Consider the following 15,071-nt stretch of genomic DNA (forward strand, 5'->3'; position numbering starts at 1 on the left):
CCTGTTCAATGCGGTGCCGGAGTTGGTGAAGAGCCTGTGATCGCGTGCCCGGGCGGCCCAGGGTCGCCCGGGTAGCTCGGGTCAGCCTCTTCGCGCCTTCACCGCCCCACTCAACACCTCCAGGCACTCCAGCGAATCGTCCCAGCCCAGGCAGGCGTCGGTGATGCTCTTGCCGTACTCCAGCGCGGCGGGATCGTCCTTGCCGGCGTTGAACTTCTGAGCGCCGGCCTTCAGGTGGCTTTCCACCATCACGCCGAAGATGCAGCGGCTGCCGTCGCGCAGCTGCTGTGCCACGTCGCGGGCCACGTCCAGTTGGCGCTCGTGCTGCTTGCTGCTGTTGGCATGGCTGCAATCCACCATCAGCGCGCAGTCCAGGCCCGCGGCTTCCAATTGCTGGCACGCGGCGGCCACGTGCGTGGCATCGTAGTTGGGCGCCGTGCCGCCGCGCAGGATCACGTGGCAGTCGGCATTGCCCGACGTCTCCACGATGGCCACCTGGCCGTTCTTGTGCACCGACAGGAAGTGGTGCGGCCGTGAGGCCGACTGGATCGCGTCCATTGCGATCTTGATGTTGCCGTCGGTGCCGTTCTTGAAGCCGATCGGCGCCGACAAGCCCGAGGCCAGCTCGCGGTGCACCTGGCTTTCGGTGGTGCGCGCGCCGATGGCGCCCCAGGCGATCAGGTCGCCGATGTACTGCGGCGAGATCACGTCCAGGAACTCGCTGCCTGCCGGGATGCCCAGCCGGTTGATGTCCAGCAGCAGCTGCCGCGCCATGCGCAGGCCTTCGTCGATGCGGAAGGTCTCGTCCAGGTAAGGGTCGTTGATCAGGCCCTTCCAGCCGACCGTGGTGCGCGGCTTCTCGAAGTACACGCGCATCACGATCTCCAGCGTGTCGGCGTACTTGTCGCGCTGCGCCTTGAGCTTCCTCGCGTAGTCGATCGCGGCCTCGGGGTCGTGGATGGAGCACGGGCCCATGATCACCAGCAGCCGGTCGTCCTGCTTGTGCAGGATGCGGCGGATGGCCTGCCGCGTGTCCACCACCAGCTTCTCCATCGCCGTGCCGCGGATGGGGAAGAAGCGGATCAGGTGTTCAGGCGGAGGCAGCGGCACGATGTCCTTGATGCGTTCGTCGTCGGTACGGCTGGTGCGGTCGGGCGGCGCTTGCCAGCCTTCGCTGGCGGGGGAGCTGGTGGTGGTCATGGCGGTGTGGCTCGGTGGTGGGGGCTGCAGGGGCGAAAAAAAACCGCCGGGGGGTGCCCGGCGGTTTGTGGATTCGGTTTGCTCGTTCTTTTCAGCTACGCGCTTGCCTCTCCAACCGCTGGGCGGTGCGAGAACCAAAAGTAGCCAAAAAAGAACGTGGCGAATTTCATAGGTGGCGCAATGTAGCCGTGCGCTGCGGGCCGCGTCAAGCCGTGCCGCCGACGGTCAGGCCGTCGATGCGCAGCGTGGGCTGGCCCACGCCGACCGGCACGCTCTGGCCTTCCTTGCCGCAGGTGCCCACGCCGGAATCGAGCTGCATGTCGTTGCCGATCATGCTTACGCGGGTCAGTGCGTCCGGGCCGTTGCCGATCAGCGTGGCGCCCTTGACGGGGTACTGGATCTTGCCGTTTTCCACCCAGAAGGCCTCGCTGGCCGAGAACACGAACTTGCCGCTGGTGATGTCGACCTGGCCGCCGCCGAAGTTGGTGGCGTACAGCCCCCGCTTCATGCTCGCGACGATCTCTTCCTTGGTCTTGTCGCCGCCCAGCATGTATGTGTTGGTCATGCGCGGCATCGGCACGTGCGCGTAGCTCTCGCGCCGGCCGTTGCCGGTGGGCTGCACGCCCATCAGACGCGCGTTCATCGAATCCTGGATGTAGCCGCGCAGGATGCCGTCCTCGATCAGCACGGTGCGCTGCGAGGCGTTGCCCTCGTCGTCCACGTTCAGGCTGCCGCGGCGGTCGGGCAGGGTGCCGTCGTCCAGCACCGTCACGCCCTTGGCGGCCACGCGCTTGCCGATGCGGCCGCTGAAGGCGCTGCTGCCCTTGCGGTTGAAGTCGCCTTCCAGCCCGTGGCCGATGGCCTCGTGCAGCAGGATGCCTGGCCAGCCGGGGCCCAGCACCACGGTCATCTCGCCGGCCGGCGCAGGCCGCGATTCCAGGTTCACCAGCGCGGCGTTGACCGCCTGGTCGACGTACTGCTCGATCTGCTCGTCCTGGAAATAACCCAGGCCGAAGCGGCCGCCGCCGCCGCCCGAGCCGACCTCGCGGCGCACCACGCCGCCCACGGTCTGCTCGGCGATCACGGTGACCGACAGCCGCACCAGCGGCCGCACGTCGGCAGCGCGGGTGCCGTCGGCACGGGCCACCATCACCACGTCGTACTCGGCGGCCAGGCCGGCCATCACCTGCACGATGCGCGGGTCCTTGCTGCGGGCGAGCTTCTCGGTCTTCTCGAGCAGCGCCACCTTCTGCGCGCTGTCCAGCGTGCCGATGGGGTCGGTGGGGCCGTACAGCGTGCGGCTGCCCACCACCTTGCCCTTGCCGGGCACCTTCACCCGCACGCTCTGGCCGGCCGCGGCGATGGTGCGCACGGTGCGCGCCGCATCCAGCAGCGAGGCTTCGGAGATGTCGTCGGAGTAGGCGAAGGCCGTCTTCTCGCCCGCCACCGCCCGCACGCCCACGCCCTGGTCGATGCTGAAGCTGCCGCTCTTGACGATGCCTTCCTCCAGGCTCCAGCCCTCGTGGCGGGTGGTCTGGAAGTAGAGGTCGGCGTCGTCGATGCGGTGCGCGCTGATCGTGCGCAGGGCCTTGGTCAGCGCCGCATCGGTGAGCCCGAAGGGTTCGAGCAACAGGCCTTGCGCTTGCGCGAGGCGTTCGAGGGTGGGTTCGCGCGAAATCATGCGAACCAGTATAGGGAGAGGCCCCGCCTGCGACACGCGCAGGGGGACTGGCGGCGCGCTCTCAGCCGCGCAGCGCCAGCGCCCGCTGGTACAGCGCGTTGCGCGGCGCGCCGCTCACGGCCGCGGCCAGCGACACCGCCTGCTTCAGCGGCAGCTCGGCCAGCAGCAGGCCCAGCACGCGCTCGGCCTCGGGCGGCAGCGCTGCATCGTCTTCCGCGCCAGAGGCGGCCGGCGGCGCATGCACCACCAGCACGAACTCGCCGCGCTGGCGGTTGGCATCGGCGGCCAGCCAGCCGGGCAGCTCGGCCGCGGGCATCGTGGCCACGGTCTCGAACTGCTTGGTCAGCTCGCGGCCCAGCGTCACGCGGCGTGCGGGCGCGGCCTCGGCCAGCTCGCGCAACAGGGCTTCAATGCGGTGCGGTGCCTCGAACAGCACCTGCGACAGCGGCTGCGCCAGCAGCGCCTGCAGCGCGGTGCGGCGCTCGCCGGCCTTGGTCGGCAGGAAGCCGGCGAAGGCGAAGCCGCGGCTGTCGGCATCGCCCGCCACGCTCAGCGCAGCCAGCGCGCTGCTGGCGCCGGGCAGCGGCATGGTGCGCAGGCCGGCAGCCTGCACCGCGGCCACCAGGCGCGCACCGGGGTCGGACACCGCGGGCGTGCCGGCATCGCTGATGTAGGCGATGCGCTCGCCGCGCGACAGCCGGTCGACGATGGCGGCGGCGCCTTCGAATTCGTTGTGCTCATGCAGCGCCACCAGCGGCTTGTGCAGCCCCAGGTGGCGCAGCAGGCCGGCGCTGACGCGGGTGTCCTCGCAGGCCACCGCATCCACCAGCGCCAGCACATGCACCGCCCGCAGCGTGATGTCGGCCAGGTTGCCGATGGGCGTGGCCACCACGTACAGCGTGCCGGGCGGATACTGCTGCGCACCGGCCGCCTCGGCGGCGGCCTGCACGACGACGGTCAGGGCACTGGACATGTTCAACAAGCGGCGGTTGGGCAGTACGGGCGGTACCGACGGCACGAAGGCCAGCACGAAGGAAACCGGCGCCGCGGGCGAGGAGCGTGCGCTGGCGCATCTGCGGCGCCACGGACTCACGCTGGTGGAGCGCAATTATCGGGTGGCCCGCGGGCCCAGCCGCCGCGCCGGCGAGGTGGACCTGATCATGCGCGATGCCGATGGCACCCTCGTCTTCGTCGAAGTGCGGGCCCGCGCCGGGCGCAGCCACGGCGGCGCGGCCGGCAGCGTCACCGGTCTCAAGCAGCGGCGCGTGATCTACGCGGCCCAGCACTACCTGATGCGCATGAACACGCTGCCGCCCTGCCGCTTCGACGTGGTGAGCATCGAGGGCGACGAACTGCAATGGCTGGTGGCGGCGTTTGATGCGGGTTGACAAAGCAGCAACCGCGCGGGAACCGTCTTGGTGCATCCCTGTCATATCATGCGCCGCCATGCTTGAACAGCGTATCCAGCAGCAGTTCTTCGAGAGTGCCGACCTCCAGGTGCAGGCCGCGGACAGCCTTGCGCGCCCGCTGGCCGATGCGGTGCATGCGGTGCTTGGCTGCATCACCGCCGGCGGCAAGCTGATGGTGTGCGGCAGCGGCGCCTCCACCGCCGACGCGCAGCACCTGGCGGCCCAGTTCGTCGGCCGCTTCGAGCGGGAACGGCCGGGCCTGGCGGCACTGGCCCTGGGCACCGATGGCGTGCTTTCCCTGGCCCTGGCCCGCGAGGCCGGCCTGAACGAAGTGCTGGCCAAGCAGGTGCAGGCCCTGGGCTTGCCAGGAGACGTGTTGCTGGTGCTGGCCCCTGCGGGCGACGACGAAGGTGTCATCGCCGCGGTGCAGGCTGCGCATGGCAAGGAAATGACGGTCATCGTCTTCACCGGCCGCCAGGCCCCCGGGCTGGCGGCGGAGCTGATCGAGACCGATGTACATGTGGCCGTGCCGCACGACCGTGCGGCGCGAATCCGGGAAGTTCACGTGCTGGCGCTGCACTGCCTGTGCGATGCGGTGGACGTGCAACTGATGGGCGAACAGGAACCTCTTCCATGAAGTCAACGAATCACCGCTTCGGCCGCCCGGCCGTCCTGCTGCTGTCGGCGCTGGGCGCCAGCTTGCTGCTCAGCGCCTGCGCACCGCTGCTGATCGGCGGCGCGGCCGTGGGCAGCGCGCTGGTGGTCACCGACCGCCGCTCCACCGGCACCCAGCTGGACGACCAGAGCATCGAGCTCAAGGCCGTCAACCGCATCTCGCCGATCGCCGGCGACCGCGGCCACGTGAGCGCCACCAGCTACAACAAGGTGGTGCTGCTGACCGGCGAGGTGCCGGACGAAGCCATGCGAAGCCGCGTGGAACAGCAGGTGCGCGGCATCGAGGGCGTGCGCTCGGTGGTCAACGAGCTGGCCATCATGGGCCCCAGCTCGCTGACCGCCCGCTCCAACGATTCGCTGCTGACCAGCCAGGTGAAGGCCACGCTGGTGGACGCCAAGGACGTGCAGGCCAGCGCCATCAAGGTGACGACCGAACGCGGCACCGTCTACCTGATGGGCCGCGTCACCGAACGCGAAGCCGCCCGTGCCAGCGACCTGGCCCGCAGCGTCGGCGGCGTGCAGAAGGTGGTGCGCGTGTTCGAGGTGATCTCGGAAGCCGAGCTGGCCAACACCAGGCCGGCGCCCGTCGTCGAGAAGTGAGCCACCGGGCCGGCGCCGCCACGCCGGCCGGGGCACCGCATCACAGCATGCGGTCGATCAGCTTGACGGCCACGCCGGTGCCCGGCACGACGGCGTTGGCCACCTCGGAGCTCACCTCGATCAGCATCTCGCGGGTCATCACCCGCTGCAGCTTGTCCTTGAACCACTGGCCGTTGGCGATGCCGTCGCCGGTCAGGCCGTCGATCTCGATCACGCCGGTCCGGCCGTTGGCGGTCCACACGTACTCGAAGGCGAACACCGGGCGCCAGTAGAGGTACAGCTTGTCGATCAGCAGTTCGTCGTGCGCGATCTCGTGCGCGGCGATGGCCTCGCCGGTCAGGCGCGAGGTGGCGATCTGGATCACCGAGGCGATGGACACCAGGGATTCCACCGCGTTGTCCGCAGCCATCGCCTCCACGTCCTGCGCCTTGTAGTTGCGCACGTAGGCCTCCAGCGTGCTGGCGCGGATCTCGCGCTTCAGGCCGTCCAGGTGCGTGGAGAAGTCGATCTTGCGGTGGCAGGTTTCCACCGCCGGCACCACGATCTGCCGCTTGCTGCCGCGTGCGGCCACCTCGGTGGCGAAGCTGCCGATCTGCACCCGCTGCGCATGCGCGTTGTCGATGCCGACGGTGTATTCGACCTGGCAGGTGTAGTCCACCGAGCGGCGGGCGCTCACCAGCCAGAAGGGTTCGAAGCGCAGCTCCGACTTCGACAGCGACACCGTCTCGGGCTTCGGCCCGCCGGCGATCAGCGACTGCACCCGCGCCACGGTGCCGAAGGCGCCGAGCTTGCGCTTCTCGGCCTGCTCGCGCGCCGCGCGCTCGGAATACACCTCGTCGAAGACGAAAATCCGCCGTGCGGCTTCGTCGAACTTGATCTCGATGGACACCTCGCGCCTCCGCTCGCCGGTTCTGTTACAGGCGAGTTTAGGGTCGCTCGGGCCTCAGATGATGGTCAGGTGCTCGGTGCCCGAAGCCAGGTCGGCGCCGCGCAGGCGCTTGCTGTTGAGCTTGATCTGCAGGCGCAGGTCGTTCACCGAATCGGCGTTGCGCAGGGCGTCTTCGTAAGTGACGGCTTGGGCCTCGAACAGGTCGAACAGCGCCTGGTCGAAGGTCTGCATGCCCAGCTCGCGGCTGCGCTTCATCAGCTCCTTCAGCTCGCCCACCTCGCCCTTGAAGATCATGTCGGACACCAGCGGCGTGTTCAGCAGCACTTCCACCGCCGCCACGCGGCCCTTGCCTTCCTGGCGGGGCAGCAGGCGTTGCGAGACCAGTGCCTTCAGGTTGAGCGACAGGTCCATCAGCAGCTGCTGGCGGCGCTCCTCCGGGAAGAAGTTGATCACCCGGTCCAGCGCCTGGTTGGCGCTGTTGGCATGCAGCGTGGCCATGCACAGGTGGCCCGTCTCGGCGAAGGCCACCGCATGTTCCATCGTCTCGCGGTCGCGGATCTCGCCCATCAGGATCACGTCGGGCGCCTGGCGCAGCGTGTTCTTCAGCGCGATCTCCCAGCCGTCGGTGTCCAGGCCCACCTCGCGCTGAGTGACGATGCAGTTCTTGTGCGGGTGCACGAACTCCACCGGGTCTTCGATGGTGATGATGTGTCCCTGCGAGTTCTCGTTGCGGTAGTCCACCATCGCGGCCAGCGAGGTGCTCTTGCCCGAGCCGGTGGCGCCCACGAAGATCACCAGCCCGCGCTTGGTCATCGCCACCTCCTTCATCACCGGCGGCAGGTTCAGGCCGTCGATGGTGGGCAGCGCGGCGGGGATGGTGCGCAGCACCAGGCCCACGAAGCCCTGCTGCACGAAGGCATTGCAGCGGAAACGCCCCACGCCCTGCGGCGAGATGGCGAAGTTGCATTCCTTGGTGCGCTCGAACTCGGCCGACTGCTTGTCGTTCATCAGCGCCCGGGCCAGCGCCAGCGTGTGCTGTCCGGTCAGCGGCTGGGGCGACACCTTGGTGATCTTGCCGTCCACCTTGATGGCGGGCGGAAAGTCGGCGGTGAGGAACAGGTCGGACCCGCCGCGGGCGATCATCAGCCGCAACAGGTCGCTGACGAACTTCGAGGCCTGTTCTCTTTCCATGATGTGTGATTCCTCGTACTGCGTTCAGTGATCTCAGGCCGGCGACAGCAGCGCGCCCAGGCGGGCGCTGAGCTGCCGCACCCGCAGCGACAGCCGGCGCGACAGCGCGGCCATCAGCGCCAGCGCGATGCGCGGCTGTTCCTGCATCAGCCGGTGGAAAGGCTCGGCCTGCAGCACCGCGATGCGGCAGGTTCCGACGGTGGTGACGAGCGAGAAGCGAGAGCCGGAATCCAGCAGCGACATCTCGCCCAGCATGTCGCCGGCGCGGGCCTCGGCCAGGCGCATGGGCTTGCTGCCGGGCACGGTGCGCTCCACCAGCAGCACGCCTTCCAGCACGATCAGCAGGTAGTCGCCGAATTCGTCCTGGCGGATCAGCGTGCGGCCGCCGGGCACCTCCACCACCTGCGGCCAGCCGGCCAGGCGCTGCAGTTCGTCGTCGGCCAGCGGCAGCACATGCGGCTCGCGCTGCCACACCTGCACGAACAGCGCGGCGCCTTCGTCGGCCGGCAGCGCGCGTGCATCCACCTGAGGCGCACGCTCGGGCCAGCTCACCCGCACGGGCGGGGGGCTGTCGTCGGCCTCGGCGGGCAGGTCGGCGGCGGGCAGGGGCAGGGGACGTGTCACGGCGGTGCTCAGCCCGGGAAGTTTTCGGGCGTCTTGGCCTTGCTGCGCGCTTCGGCCGGGGTGATGACGTTGCGGCGCACCAGGTCGGTCAGGTTCTGGTCGAGCGTCTGCATGCCCAGGCCCTGGCCCGTCTGGATGGCCGAGTACATCTGGGCGATCTTGTTCTCGCGGATCAGGTTCTTGATGGCCGAGGTGGCGATCATGATCTCGTGCGCCGCCACGCGGCCGCTGCCGTCGCGGGTCTTGCACAGCGTCTGCGAGATCACCGCCACCAGCGATTCGGACAGCATCGCGCGCACCATGTCCTTCTCGGCCGCCGGGAACACGTCGACCACGCGGTCGATGGTCTTGGCGGCGCTGCTGGTGTGCAGCGTGCCGAACACCAGGTGGCCGGTCTCGGCCGCGGTGAGCGCCAGGCGGATGGTCTCCAGGTCGCGCATTTCGCCCACCAGGATCGCGTCCGGGTCTTCACGCAGCGCCGAGCGCAGCGCGTTGGAGAAGCTCAGGGTGTGCGGCCCCACCTCGCGCTGGTTGACCAGGCACTTCTTGCTCTCGTGCACGAACTCTATCGGGTCTTCCACCGTGAGCACATGGCCGTACTCGTTCTCGTTGAGGTGGTTGACCATGGCGGCCAGCGTGGTGCTCTTGCCCGAGCCGGTGGGGCCGGTGACCAGCACCATGCCGCGCGGGCGCAGCGCCAGGTCGGCGAACACCTTGGGCGCCTGCAGCTGCTCCAGCGAGAGGATCTTGCTGGGAATGGTGCGGAACACCGCGCCTGCGCCGCGGTTCTGGTTGTACGCATTGACGCGAAAGCGCGCCAGGCCCTGGATCTCGAACGAGAAGTCGCACTCCAGCGTGTCCTCGTAGGCCTTGCGCTGGGCGTCGTTCATGATGTCGTACACCATGTCGTGCACGGTCTTGTGGTCCAGCGCCTCCACGTTGATGCGCCGCACGTCGCCATGCACGCGGATCATCGGCGGCAGGCCGGCGGACAGGTGCAGGTCGGAAGCCTTGTTCTTGACCGAGAACGCGAGCAGCTGGGTGATGTCCATCAAAGCGGTCCGCCCGCAGGGGCGGCTGGGTTAGGCTCGGGATTGATTATGGTGAGCATCCCGACCCGGTTGGAACAAACTCGCGCGCGCATCGCCGCTGCCTGCAATGCCGCGCACCGCCCGCTCGACAGCGTGCAGCTGCTGGCGGTCAGCAAGACCTTCGGCGCCGACGCGGTGCAGCAGGCCTTCGATGCCGGCCAGCGCGCCTTCGGCGAGAACTACATCCAGGAGGCCCTGGCCAAGATCGACGCCCTGGCCGCGCTGCGCACGCAACTCCAATGGCACCTTATCGGCCCGATCCAGAGCAACAAAAGCCGGCCGGTGGCAGAAAGTTTCGATTGGGTGCATTCGGTCGACCGGTTGAAGATCGCGCAGCGGCTGTCGGACCAGCGGCCGCCCACCCTGCCGCCGTTACAGGTCTGCCTGCAGGTCAACATCAGTGGCGAGGCCAGCAAGAGCGGCCTGACGCCGGCCGAGCTGCCTGAAGTGGCGCGCGCCGTGGCGGCGCTGCCGCGGCTGGTGCTGCGCGGGCTGATGGCCATCCCCGAGCCGGCGCAGGACGAAGCCGCGCAGCGCGTGCCGCACCGGGCGCTGCGCGGCCTGCTGGATGACCTGCGTGCCCGGCTGGGCCATCAAGCACCGCAGCTCGACACGCTGTCCATGGGCATGAGCGCCGACCTGGAAGCCGCCATCGCCGAAGGCGCCACCATCGTGCGGGTGGGCACGGCCATCTTCGGCGGCCGCGGGTAAACGCGCCCGCCCTTCGGGACTCCCACCTTTGATGGTGGCCCGCGGCGTGCGGCTGCACTAAGTTGGTCTGCAAGGGCCTGCTTCCCCGGGCCCGGCAGGAGTGCCGCCATGAACGAGACCGCCGTCGCCGCCGACCAGGGCCTGGTGTTCCAGTGGATCGTGGGCGGTGCCGTCGTGGTGCTGTATGCCCGCGACCGCTTCCGCAACCCGCGGCCGATGCGTGCCAGCACCACTTTCTGGCGCTACTGGTCGGCCTGGTGCGGCTACCTGGGCTCGATGCTGATGCTGTTCGTGGTGCTGGGCGGCGGCATCATTGCGGTGGACACCGCCACGTTGCAGGCGGTGCTGGGCATCGACGCCAAGCAGGCCACGCTGCCCGGCCCGCTGCTGGCGGCGCTGATGCTCACCTCGCTGCTGCCGCATTCGCCGGTGCTGGGCAAGGTGGACGAAGCGGTCAAGCAGTGGTTCCAGCGCGTGGGCAACATCCCGTTCGAGGTGCGCGAGCTGAGCGCCCACCTGGCCGGCGCGCGCTACGAGCCGCCGCCCGAGCTGCTGGCGCGGCTGTTGCCCACGATGGCCGAGCTGGGCGTGGATCCGGCCTGGCTGCGCGAACCGGCCGACACCCTGCGCCACCGCTGGGCGCGCAGCGTGGCGCTGTTCGCGCATGTGCAGCAGTGGGAGGGCGCGCGCGGCTATTCGCGCTACGTCGACGAGCACCGCGCGGTGCTGGCCGAGCTGCGCAGCCGCATGACGGCGCAGGCCGAGGTGCTCACCCCCGCCGCGCTCACCGAGCTGGACCGCAACACCGACTCGCTGCTGATGGCCCACCTGCGCAAGAAGCTGGCCGCCGACATCGTGGCGCTGCAGCGAGCGGTGTGCGATTTCGCCAGCGGCGGCGTGCTGCACCGCGGCTGGAACCAGGGCCAGCGCCGCATGGCGCTGCAGGAGATGGGGCTGTCGGCCGAAGGCGAGGTGCGCGGCCCGCTGAGCTCGCACGACATCGTGCTGGTCACCGGGATCGTGTTCCTGGCGATGCTGTTCGTGCCGCTGACGATGCGCCGCTTCGTGGACCCGGAGCCGCTGTCACTGAACCTGCGCGTGCTGGTGATGGTGCCCATCATCTACGCGCTGGCCATCGTGCTGGCGGTGTATCCCAAGTCGGTGTGGGCCTTCGCCACGCGGCGTCCGGGGGAGCGGCGGCCGGTGGCGGCCTATGCGGTCTCGGGCGCGCTGGCCGCGGTGGCAGCCTTCTTCGTCTCGCTGCTGTTCCGCTATGCCTTCGAGACGCCGGGCAACCTGCTGCAGGTGCTGTCCACGCCCGGCACCTTCGCCCGTGCCTGGCACCTGACGGTGGAGCGCTGGCCGTGGCTGTTGATGAGTTTCTTCGCCACCATCGCCATCGCCTGGGCGGCCGACGACCATGTGGCCACCGACCGGCCGCCGCCTCCCTGGCTGCGCCCGGCGGAGGCCGCGGCGCTGGCGGGCGTGTTCATGCTGCTGCAGTGGACGGTGGTGGAGGTGTTCGGCTACATCCTGCCACCGCAGCGGGCTGCCGCCATGCTGGCGAACCTGCCGCGCATGCTGCTGACCTCCGCGCTGATCGGCGCCACCATCGGCTGGTACGTGCCGCACCTGTGCCGCACCCACGGCAGCCGACGGGTGGGGGCGGCATTGCCCGGGCCGGCCCGGCTGGGCACGGCCTGAGCGGCGGTCTCGTCAGGGCCGCTTGCGCGGCCAGCGGTGCAGGATCTCACCCACCACGCCGCGCCGGAAGGCCAGCACGCAGATGATGAAGATGAGCCCGGTGACCAGGCTCACCGACTCGCCCAGGCCGTTGAACCAGGCCACGCCGGTGAGGTCGGCCAGGGCCTTGCCCAGGTCGCCGATCTTGTTCTCCAGCGCGATGATGATCAGCGCCCCGACGATGGGGCCCAGCAGCGTGCCCATGCCGCCCACCAGCGTCATCAGGATGACGGCGCCGGAGGTGGTCCACACCGCGTCGGTCAGCGTGGCGAAGCCCAGCACCAGCGTCTTGGTGGCCCCGGCCAGGCCGGCCAGCGCGGCCGACAGCACGAAGGCCACCAGCTTGAAGCGGTCCACGTCATAGCCCAGCGAAGTGGCGCGGGCCTCGTTCTCGCGGATCGAGGTGAGCACCTGGCCGAACGGCGAATTCACCGTGCGGTAGATCAGCCAGAAGCCGAAGGCGAAGAAGGCCAGCACCACGTAGTACAGCGTCAGGTCGCTGGTCAGGTCCAGGCCCAGCAGCGTGCCGCGCGGCACCGATTGCAGGCCGTCTTCCCCGCCGGTGAAGGGCGCCTGCAGGAAGAAGAAGAACAGCATCTGCGACAGCGCCAGCGTGATCATCGAGAAGTAGATGCCGCTGCGGCGGATGGCCAGCCAGCCGAACGCCAGGCCGGCCAGTGCGGCCATCAGCACGCCGAAGCCGATGCCGGCCAGCGTGGGCACGCCCCACACCTTGAGCGCATGGCCGGCGCCATAGGCCGCCGCGCCCAGGAAGGCTGCATGCCCGAAGCTCAGCAGCCCGGTGAAGCCGATCAGCAGGTTGAAGGCACAGGCGAAGAGGGCGTAGCACATCACCTTCATCACGAAGATGGGGTACGCGCCCAGCAAGGGCAGCACGGCCACCGCCGCGAACAGCAGTGCATAGCCCAGCAGCGGCGACCGCGCCGGGGCGGCCGCGGCCGCAGCCGCGGGGGTGGAGGTGGGAGAGGTCACAGGGGCTGTGCTCACTTCATTTTTCCTTGCCGAACAGGCCCGCCGGGCGGATGAGCAGCACCACCGCCATGATGAGGAACACCACGGTGGCCGAAGCCTCGGGATAGAACACCTTGGTCAGGCCCTCGATCACGCCCAGCCCCAGCCCGGTGAGGATGGAGCCGAGGATCGAGCCCATGCCGCCGATCACCACCACCGCGAACACCACGATGATGAGGTTGCTGCCCATCAGCGCATTCACCTGCAGGATGGGTGCGGCCAGCACGCCGGCAAAGGCCGCCAGCGCCACGCCGCCGGCGTAGGTGAGCGTGATCATGCGCGGCACGTTGATGCCGAAGGCCTGCACCAGCTTGGGGTTCTCGGTGCCGGCGCGCAGCGTGGCGCCGATGGAGGTCTTCTCGATCAAGGCCCACACCGCCAGGCACACCACCACCGAGGCCACGACCACCCAGGCGCGGTAGTTGGGCAGCACCATGAAGCCCAGGTTGGTGGCGCCCTGCAGCGCATCGGGCACCGGATAAGGATTGCCCGAGACGCCGTAGAACGAGCGGAACAGGCCTTCGGTCACCAGCGTGATGCCGAAGGTGAGCAGCAGGCCATACAGGTGGTCGAGCTTGTACAGCCACTGCAGCAGCAGCCGCTCGATCAATATGCCCAGCACGCCCACGATCAGCGGCGCCGCCAGCAGCATCATCCAGTAGTTCAGGCCCAGGTACTCCAGGCCCATCCACGCGATGAACGCCCCCATCATGTACAGCGCCCCATGGGCGAAGTTGATGATGTTGAGCATGCCGAAGATGACGGCCAGGCCCAGCGACAGCATCGCGTAGAACGAGCCGTTCACCAGGCCGAGCAGCAGTTGGCCGAGCAGGGCCGGCAGCGGAATATCAAACAGGTTCGACATCGGATGTCCTGGTCACAACCCCGTCGAGCGGGGCATCGCCCCGGCCGCCGCCGGGCCGCGCCAAGGCGGCCGGGCTCCCCCTCGGGGGGGCGACGCCGCAGGCGTCTCGGGGGCCGACGATCACTTCTTGACGAGAGGGCACTTGCTGTCGGCCAGCTTGGTATAGGCCTCGGCGGCCGGGATGGTCTGCACCACCTTGTAGTAGTCCCACGGCTCGGTGGAGTCCTTCTGCGCCTTCACCTGCATCAGGTACATGTCGTAGCGCATGCGGCCGTCGGGGCCGATCTCGCCGTTCTTGGCGAAGAAGTCGTTGATCTTCGTCGCCTTCATCTGCGCGATCACCTTGTCGGCGTCGTCGGTCTTGGTGGCCTCCACCGCCTTCAGGTAGTGCATGGTGGCCGAGTAGTCGGCGGCCTGCAGCATCGACGGCATGCGCTTCATCTTCTCGAAGAAGCGCTTGGCCCAGGCGCGCGACTCCGCGTTCTGGTTCCAGTACCAGCCGTCCGTCAGGTACATGCCCTCGGTGGCCTTCAGGCCCAGCGAGTGGATGTCGTTGATGAACATCAGCAGGCCGGCCAGCTTCATCGTCTTGGTGATGCCGAACTCGTTGGCGGCCTTCACCGAGTTGATGGTGTCGGCACCGGCGTTGGCCAGGCCCAGGATCTGGGCCTTGCTGCTTTGCGCCTGCAGCAGGAAGGAGCTGAAGTCGCTGGCGCCCAGCGGCGCACGCACGCTGCCCACCACGTTGCCGCCGGACTTCTGCACCACCGCCGTGGTGTCCGCCTGCAGCGAGTGGCCGAAGGCATAGTCGGCCGTCAGGAAGTACCAGCTCTTGCCGCCCGACTTCACCACCGCATTGCCGGTGCCGTTGGCCAGCGCCACGGTGTCGTAGGCGTAGTGGATGGTGTAGGGCGTGCAGTCCTCGTTGGTCAGGCGGGCGGTGGCCGCGCCGATGGAGATGAAGGGCTTCTTCTTCTCGGCCGCGATCTTGGCCATGGCCAGGTTGGTGGACGAGTTGGTGCCGCCGATCAGCATGTCCAGGCCCTGGGTGTCGATCCACTCGCGTGCCTTGCTGGCGGCCACGTCGGCCTTGTTCTGGTGGTCGGCGTACAGCACCTCGATCTTCTTGCCGGCCACCGCGCCCTTCATGTCGGCGATGGCCATCTTGATGGCCTCCACGCCGCCGGCACCGTCGATGTCGGCATACACGCTGGACATGTCGGTGATGATGCCGATCTTGATCACGTCGCCCGAAACCTGGGCCTGCACGGCACCGGTGAAGCCGCAGGCCGCGGCGGCGGCGATCGCGATGCGTCGAATGTTGGAAGTCATGCTCGTCTCCAGGGAAGGGATGGGTGGA

Annotated in this window: 15 protein-coding genes; 5 read left to right on the forward strand and 10 right to left on the reverse strand. The window is 68.8% G+C overall.

All coding sequences use genetic code 11. The features are described 5' to 3' along the window. Nucleotides 1–81: 81 nt before the first annotated feature. The 3 genes from VO99_RS12385 to rsmI all read right to left on the reverse strand — a co-directional run bounded on the left by VO99_RS12385 (nt 82) and on the right by rsmI (nt 3,854). A complete protein-coding gene (locus tag VO99_RS12385; RefSeq protein WP_046113196.1) occupies nt 82–1,200 on the reverse strand; it encodes a 3-deoxy-7-phosphoheptulonate synthase in 1,119 nt (372 codons plus the stop codon). Between the two features lie 205 nt (nt 1,201–1,405). After that, on the reverse strand, nt 1,406–2,881 hold the full coding sequence (gene tldD, locus VO99_RS12390; RefSeq protein WP_046113197.1) for a metalloprotease TldD: 1,476 nt from the start codon (nt 2,879–2,881) through the stop codon (nt 1,406–1,408). A gap of 61 nt (nt 2,882–2,942) precedes the next feature. Next, on the reverse strand, nt 2,943–3,854 hold the full coding sequence (gene rsmI, locus VO99_RS12395; RefSeq protein WP_046113198.1) for a 16S rRNA (cytidine(1402)-2'-O)-methyltransferase: 912 nt from the start codon (nt 3,852–3,854) through the stop codon (nt 2,943–2,945). Between rsmI and VO99_RS12400 the strand changes: the two genes are divergently transcribed. From VO99_RS12400 to VO99_RS12410, 3 genes are read left to right on the forward strand one after another with little or no spacing between them, the layout of a single operon-like run. Beyond that, on the forward strand, nt 3,847–4,269 hold the full coding sequence (locus tag VO99_RS12400) for a YraN family protein (protein WP_375136394.1): 423 nt from the start codon (nt 3,847–3,849) through the stop codon (nt 4,267–4,269). The two genes, rsmI and VO99_RS12400, sit on opposite strands and share 8 nt — an antisense overlap. Nucleotides 4,270–4,327: 58 nt before the next feature. Beyond that, entirely contained in the window at nt 4,328–4,927 is a 600-nt protein-coding gene (locus VO99_RS12405) for an SIS domain-containing protein (RefSeq protein WP_046113200.1), read from the forward strand. Further along, the gene (locus VO99_RS12410) at nt 4,924–5,565 is read left to right on the forward strand and encodes a BON domain-containing protein (protein WP_046113201.1); all 642 of its coding nucleotides are present in this window, start codon (nt 4,924–4,926) and stop codon (nt 5,563–5,565) included. Before VO99_RS12405 ends, VO99_RS12410 begins: the two co-directional genes overlap by 4 nt. Nucleotides 5,566–5,605: 40 nt before the next feature. Here VO99_RS12410 and VO99_RS12415 read toward each other — a convergent pair whose 3' ends face one another. Genes VO99_RS12415 through VO99_RS12430 form a run of 4 tightly spaced genes read right to left on the reverse strand, consistent with a single transcriptional unit; the run spans nt 5,606 to nt 9,321 of the window. Next, a complete protein-coding gene (locus VO99_RS12415) occupies nt 5,606–6,454 on the reverse strand; it encodes a hypothetical protein (RefSeq protein ID WP_046113202.1) in 849 nt (282 codons plus the stop codon). A 54-nt stretch (nt 6,455–6,508) separates the two neighbouring features. Beyond that, on the reverse strand, nt 6,509–7,645 hold the full coding sequence (locus VO99_RS12420) for a PilT/PilU family type 4a pilus ATPase (RefSeq protein ID WP_046113203.1): 1,137 nt from the start codon (nt 7,643–7,645) through the stop codon (nt 6,509–6,511). A gap of 33 nt (nt 7,646–7,678) precedes the next feature. Beyond that, complete coding sequence (locus VO99_RS12425; RefSeq protein WP_046113204.1) at nt 7,679–8,269, reverse strand: Crp/Fnr family transcriptional regulator; 591 nt, start codon at nt 8,267–8,269, stop codon at nt 7,679–7,681. 8 nt (nt 8,270–8,277) lie between these two features. After that, nucleotides 8,278–9,321 (reverse strand): type IV pilus twitching motility protein PilT, encoded by a 1,044-nt coding sequence (locus VO99_RS12430; protein ID WP_046113205.1) that lies wholly within the window; start codon nt 9,319–9,321, stop codon nt 8,278–8,280. 51 nt (nt 9,322–9,372) lie between these two features. On the opposite strand from VO99_RS12430, the gene VO99_RS12435 reads away from it, so the two are divergent. Next, entirely contained in the window at nt 9,373–10,071 is a 699-nt protein-coding gene (locus VO99_RS12435; protein WP_375136393.1) for a YggS family pyridoxal phosphate-dependent enzyme, read from the forward strand. A 108-nt stretch (nt 10,072–10,179) separates the two neighbouring features. Then, a complete protein-coding gene (locus tag VO99_RS12440) occupies nt 10,180–11,775 on the forward strand; it encodes a hypothetical protein (RefSeq protein WP_046113207.1) in 1,596 nt (531 codons plus the stop codon). Between the two features lie 12 nt (nt 11,776–11,787). Here the strand turns inward: VO99_RS12440 and VO99_RS12445 are convergent, their stop codons facing one another. From VO99_RS12445 to VO99_RS12455, 3 genes are all read right to left on the reverse strand, one after another. Next, nucleotides 11,788–12,747 carry a branched-chain amino acid ABC transporter permease gene (locus VO99_RS12445; RefSeq protein WP_046113383.1) on the reverse strand — a complete coding sequence of 320 codons (960 nt, stop codon included), beginning with the start codon at nt 12,745–12,747 and terminating at the stop codon, nt 11,788–11,790. Between the two features lie 76 nt (nt 12,748–12,823). Further along, a complete protein-coding gene (locus VO99_RS12450) occupies nt 12,824–13,711 on the reverse strand; it encodes a branched-chain amino acid ABC transporter permease (RefSeq protein WP_046113208.1) in 888 nt (295 codons plus the stop codon). A gap of 120 nt (nt 13,712–13,831) precedes the next feature. Further along, on the reverse strand, nt 13,832–15,043 hold the full coding sequence (locus VO99_RS12455) for an ABC transporter substrate-binding protein (RefSeq protein ID WP_046113209.1): 1,212 nt from the start codon (nt 15,041–15,043) through the stop codon (nt 13,832–13,834). Between the last annotated feature and the right edge of the window lie 28 nt (nt 15,044–15,071).

Source organism: Aquincola tertiaricarbonis, from assembly GCF_000969605.1.
GTDB classification, from domain to species: domain Bacteria; phylum Pseudomonadota; class Gammaproteobacteria; order Burkholderiales; family Burkholderiaceae_C; genus Aquincola; species Aquincola tertiaricarbonis.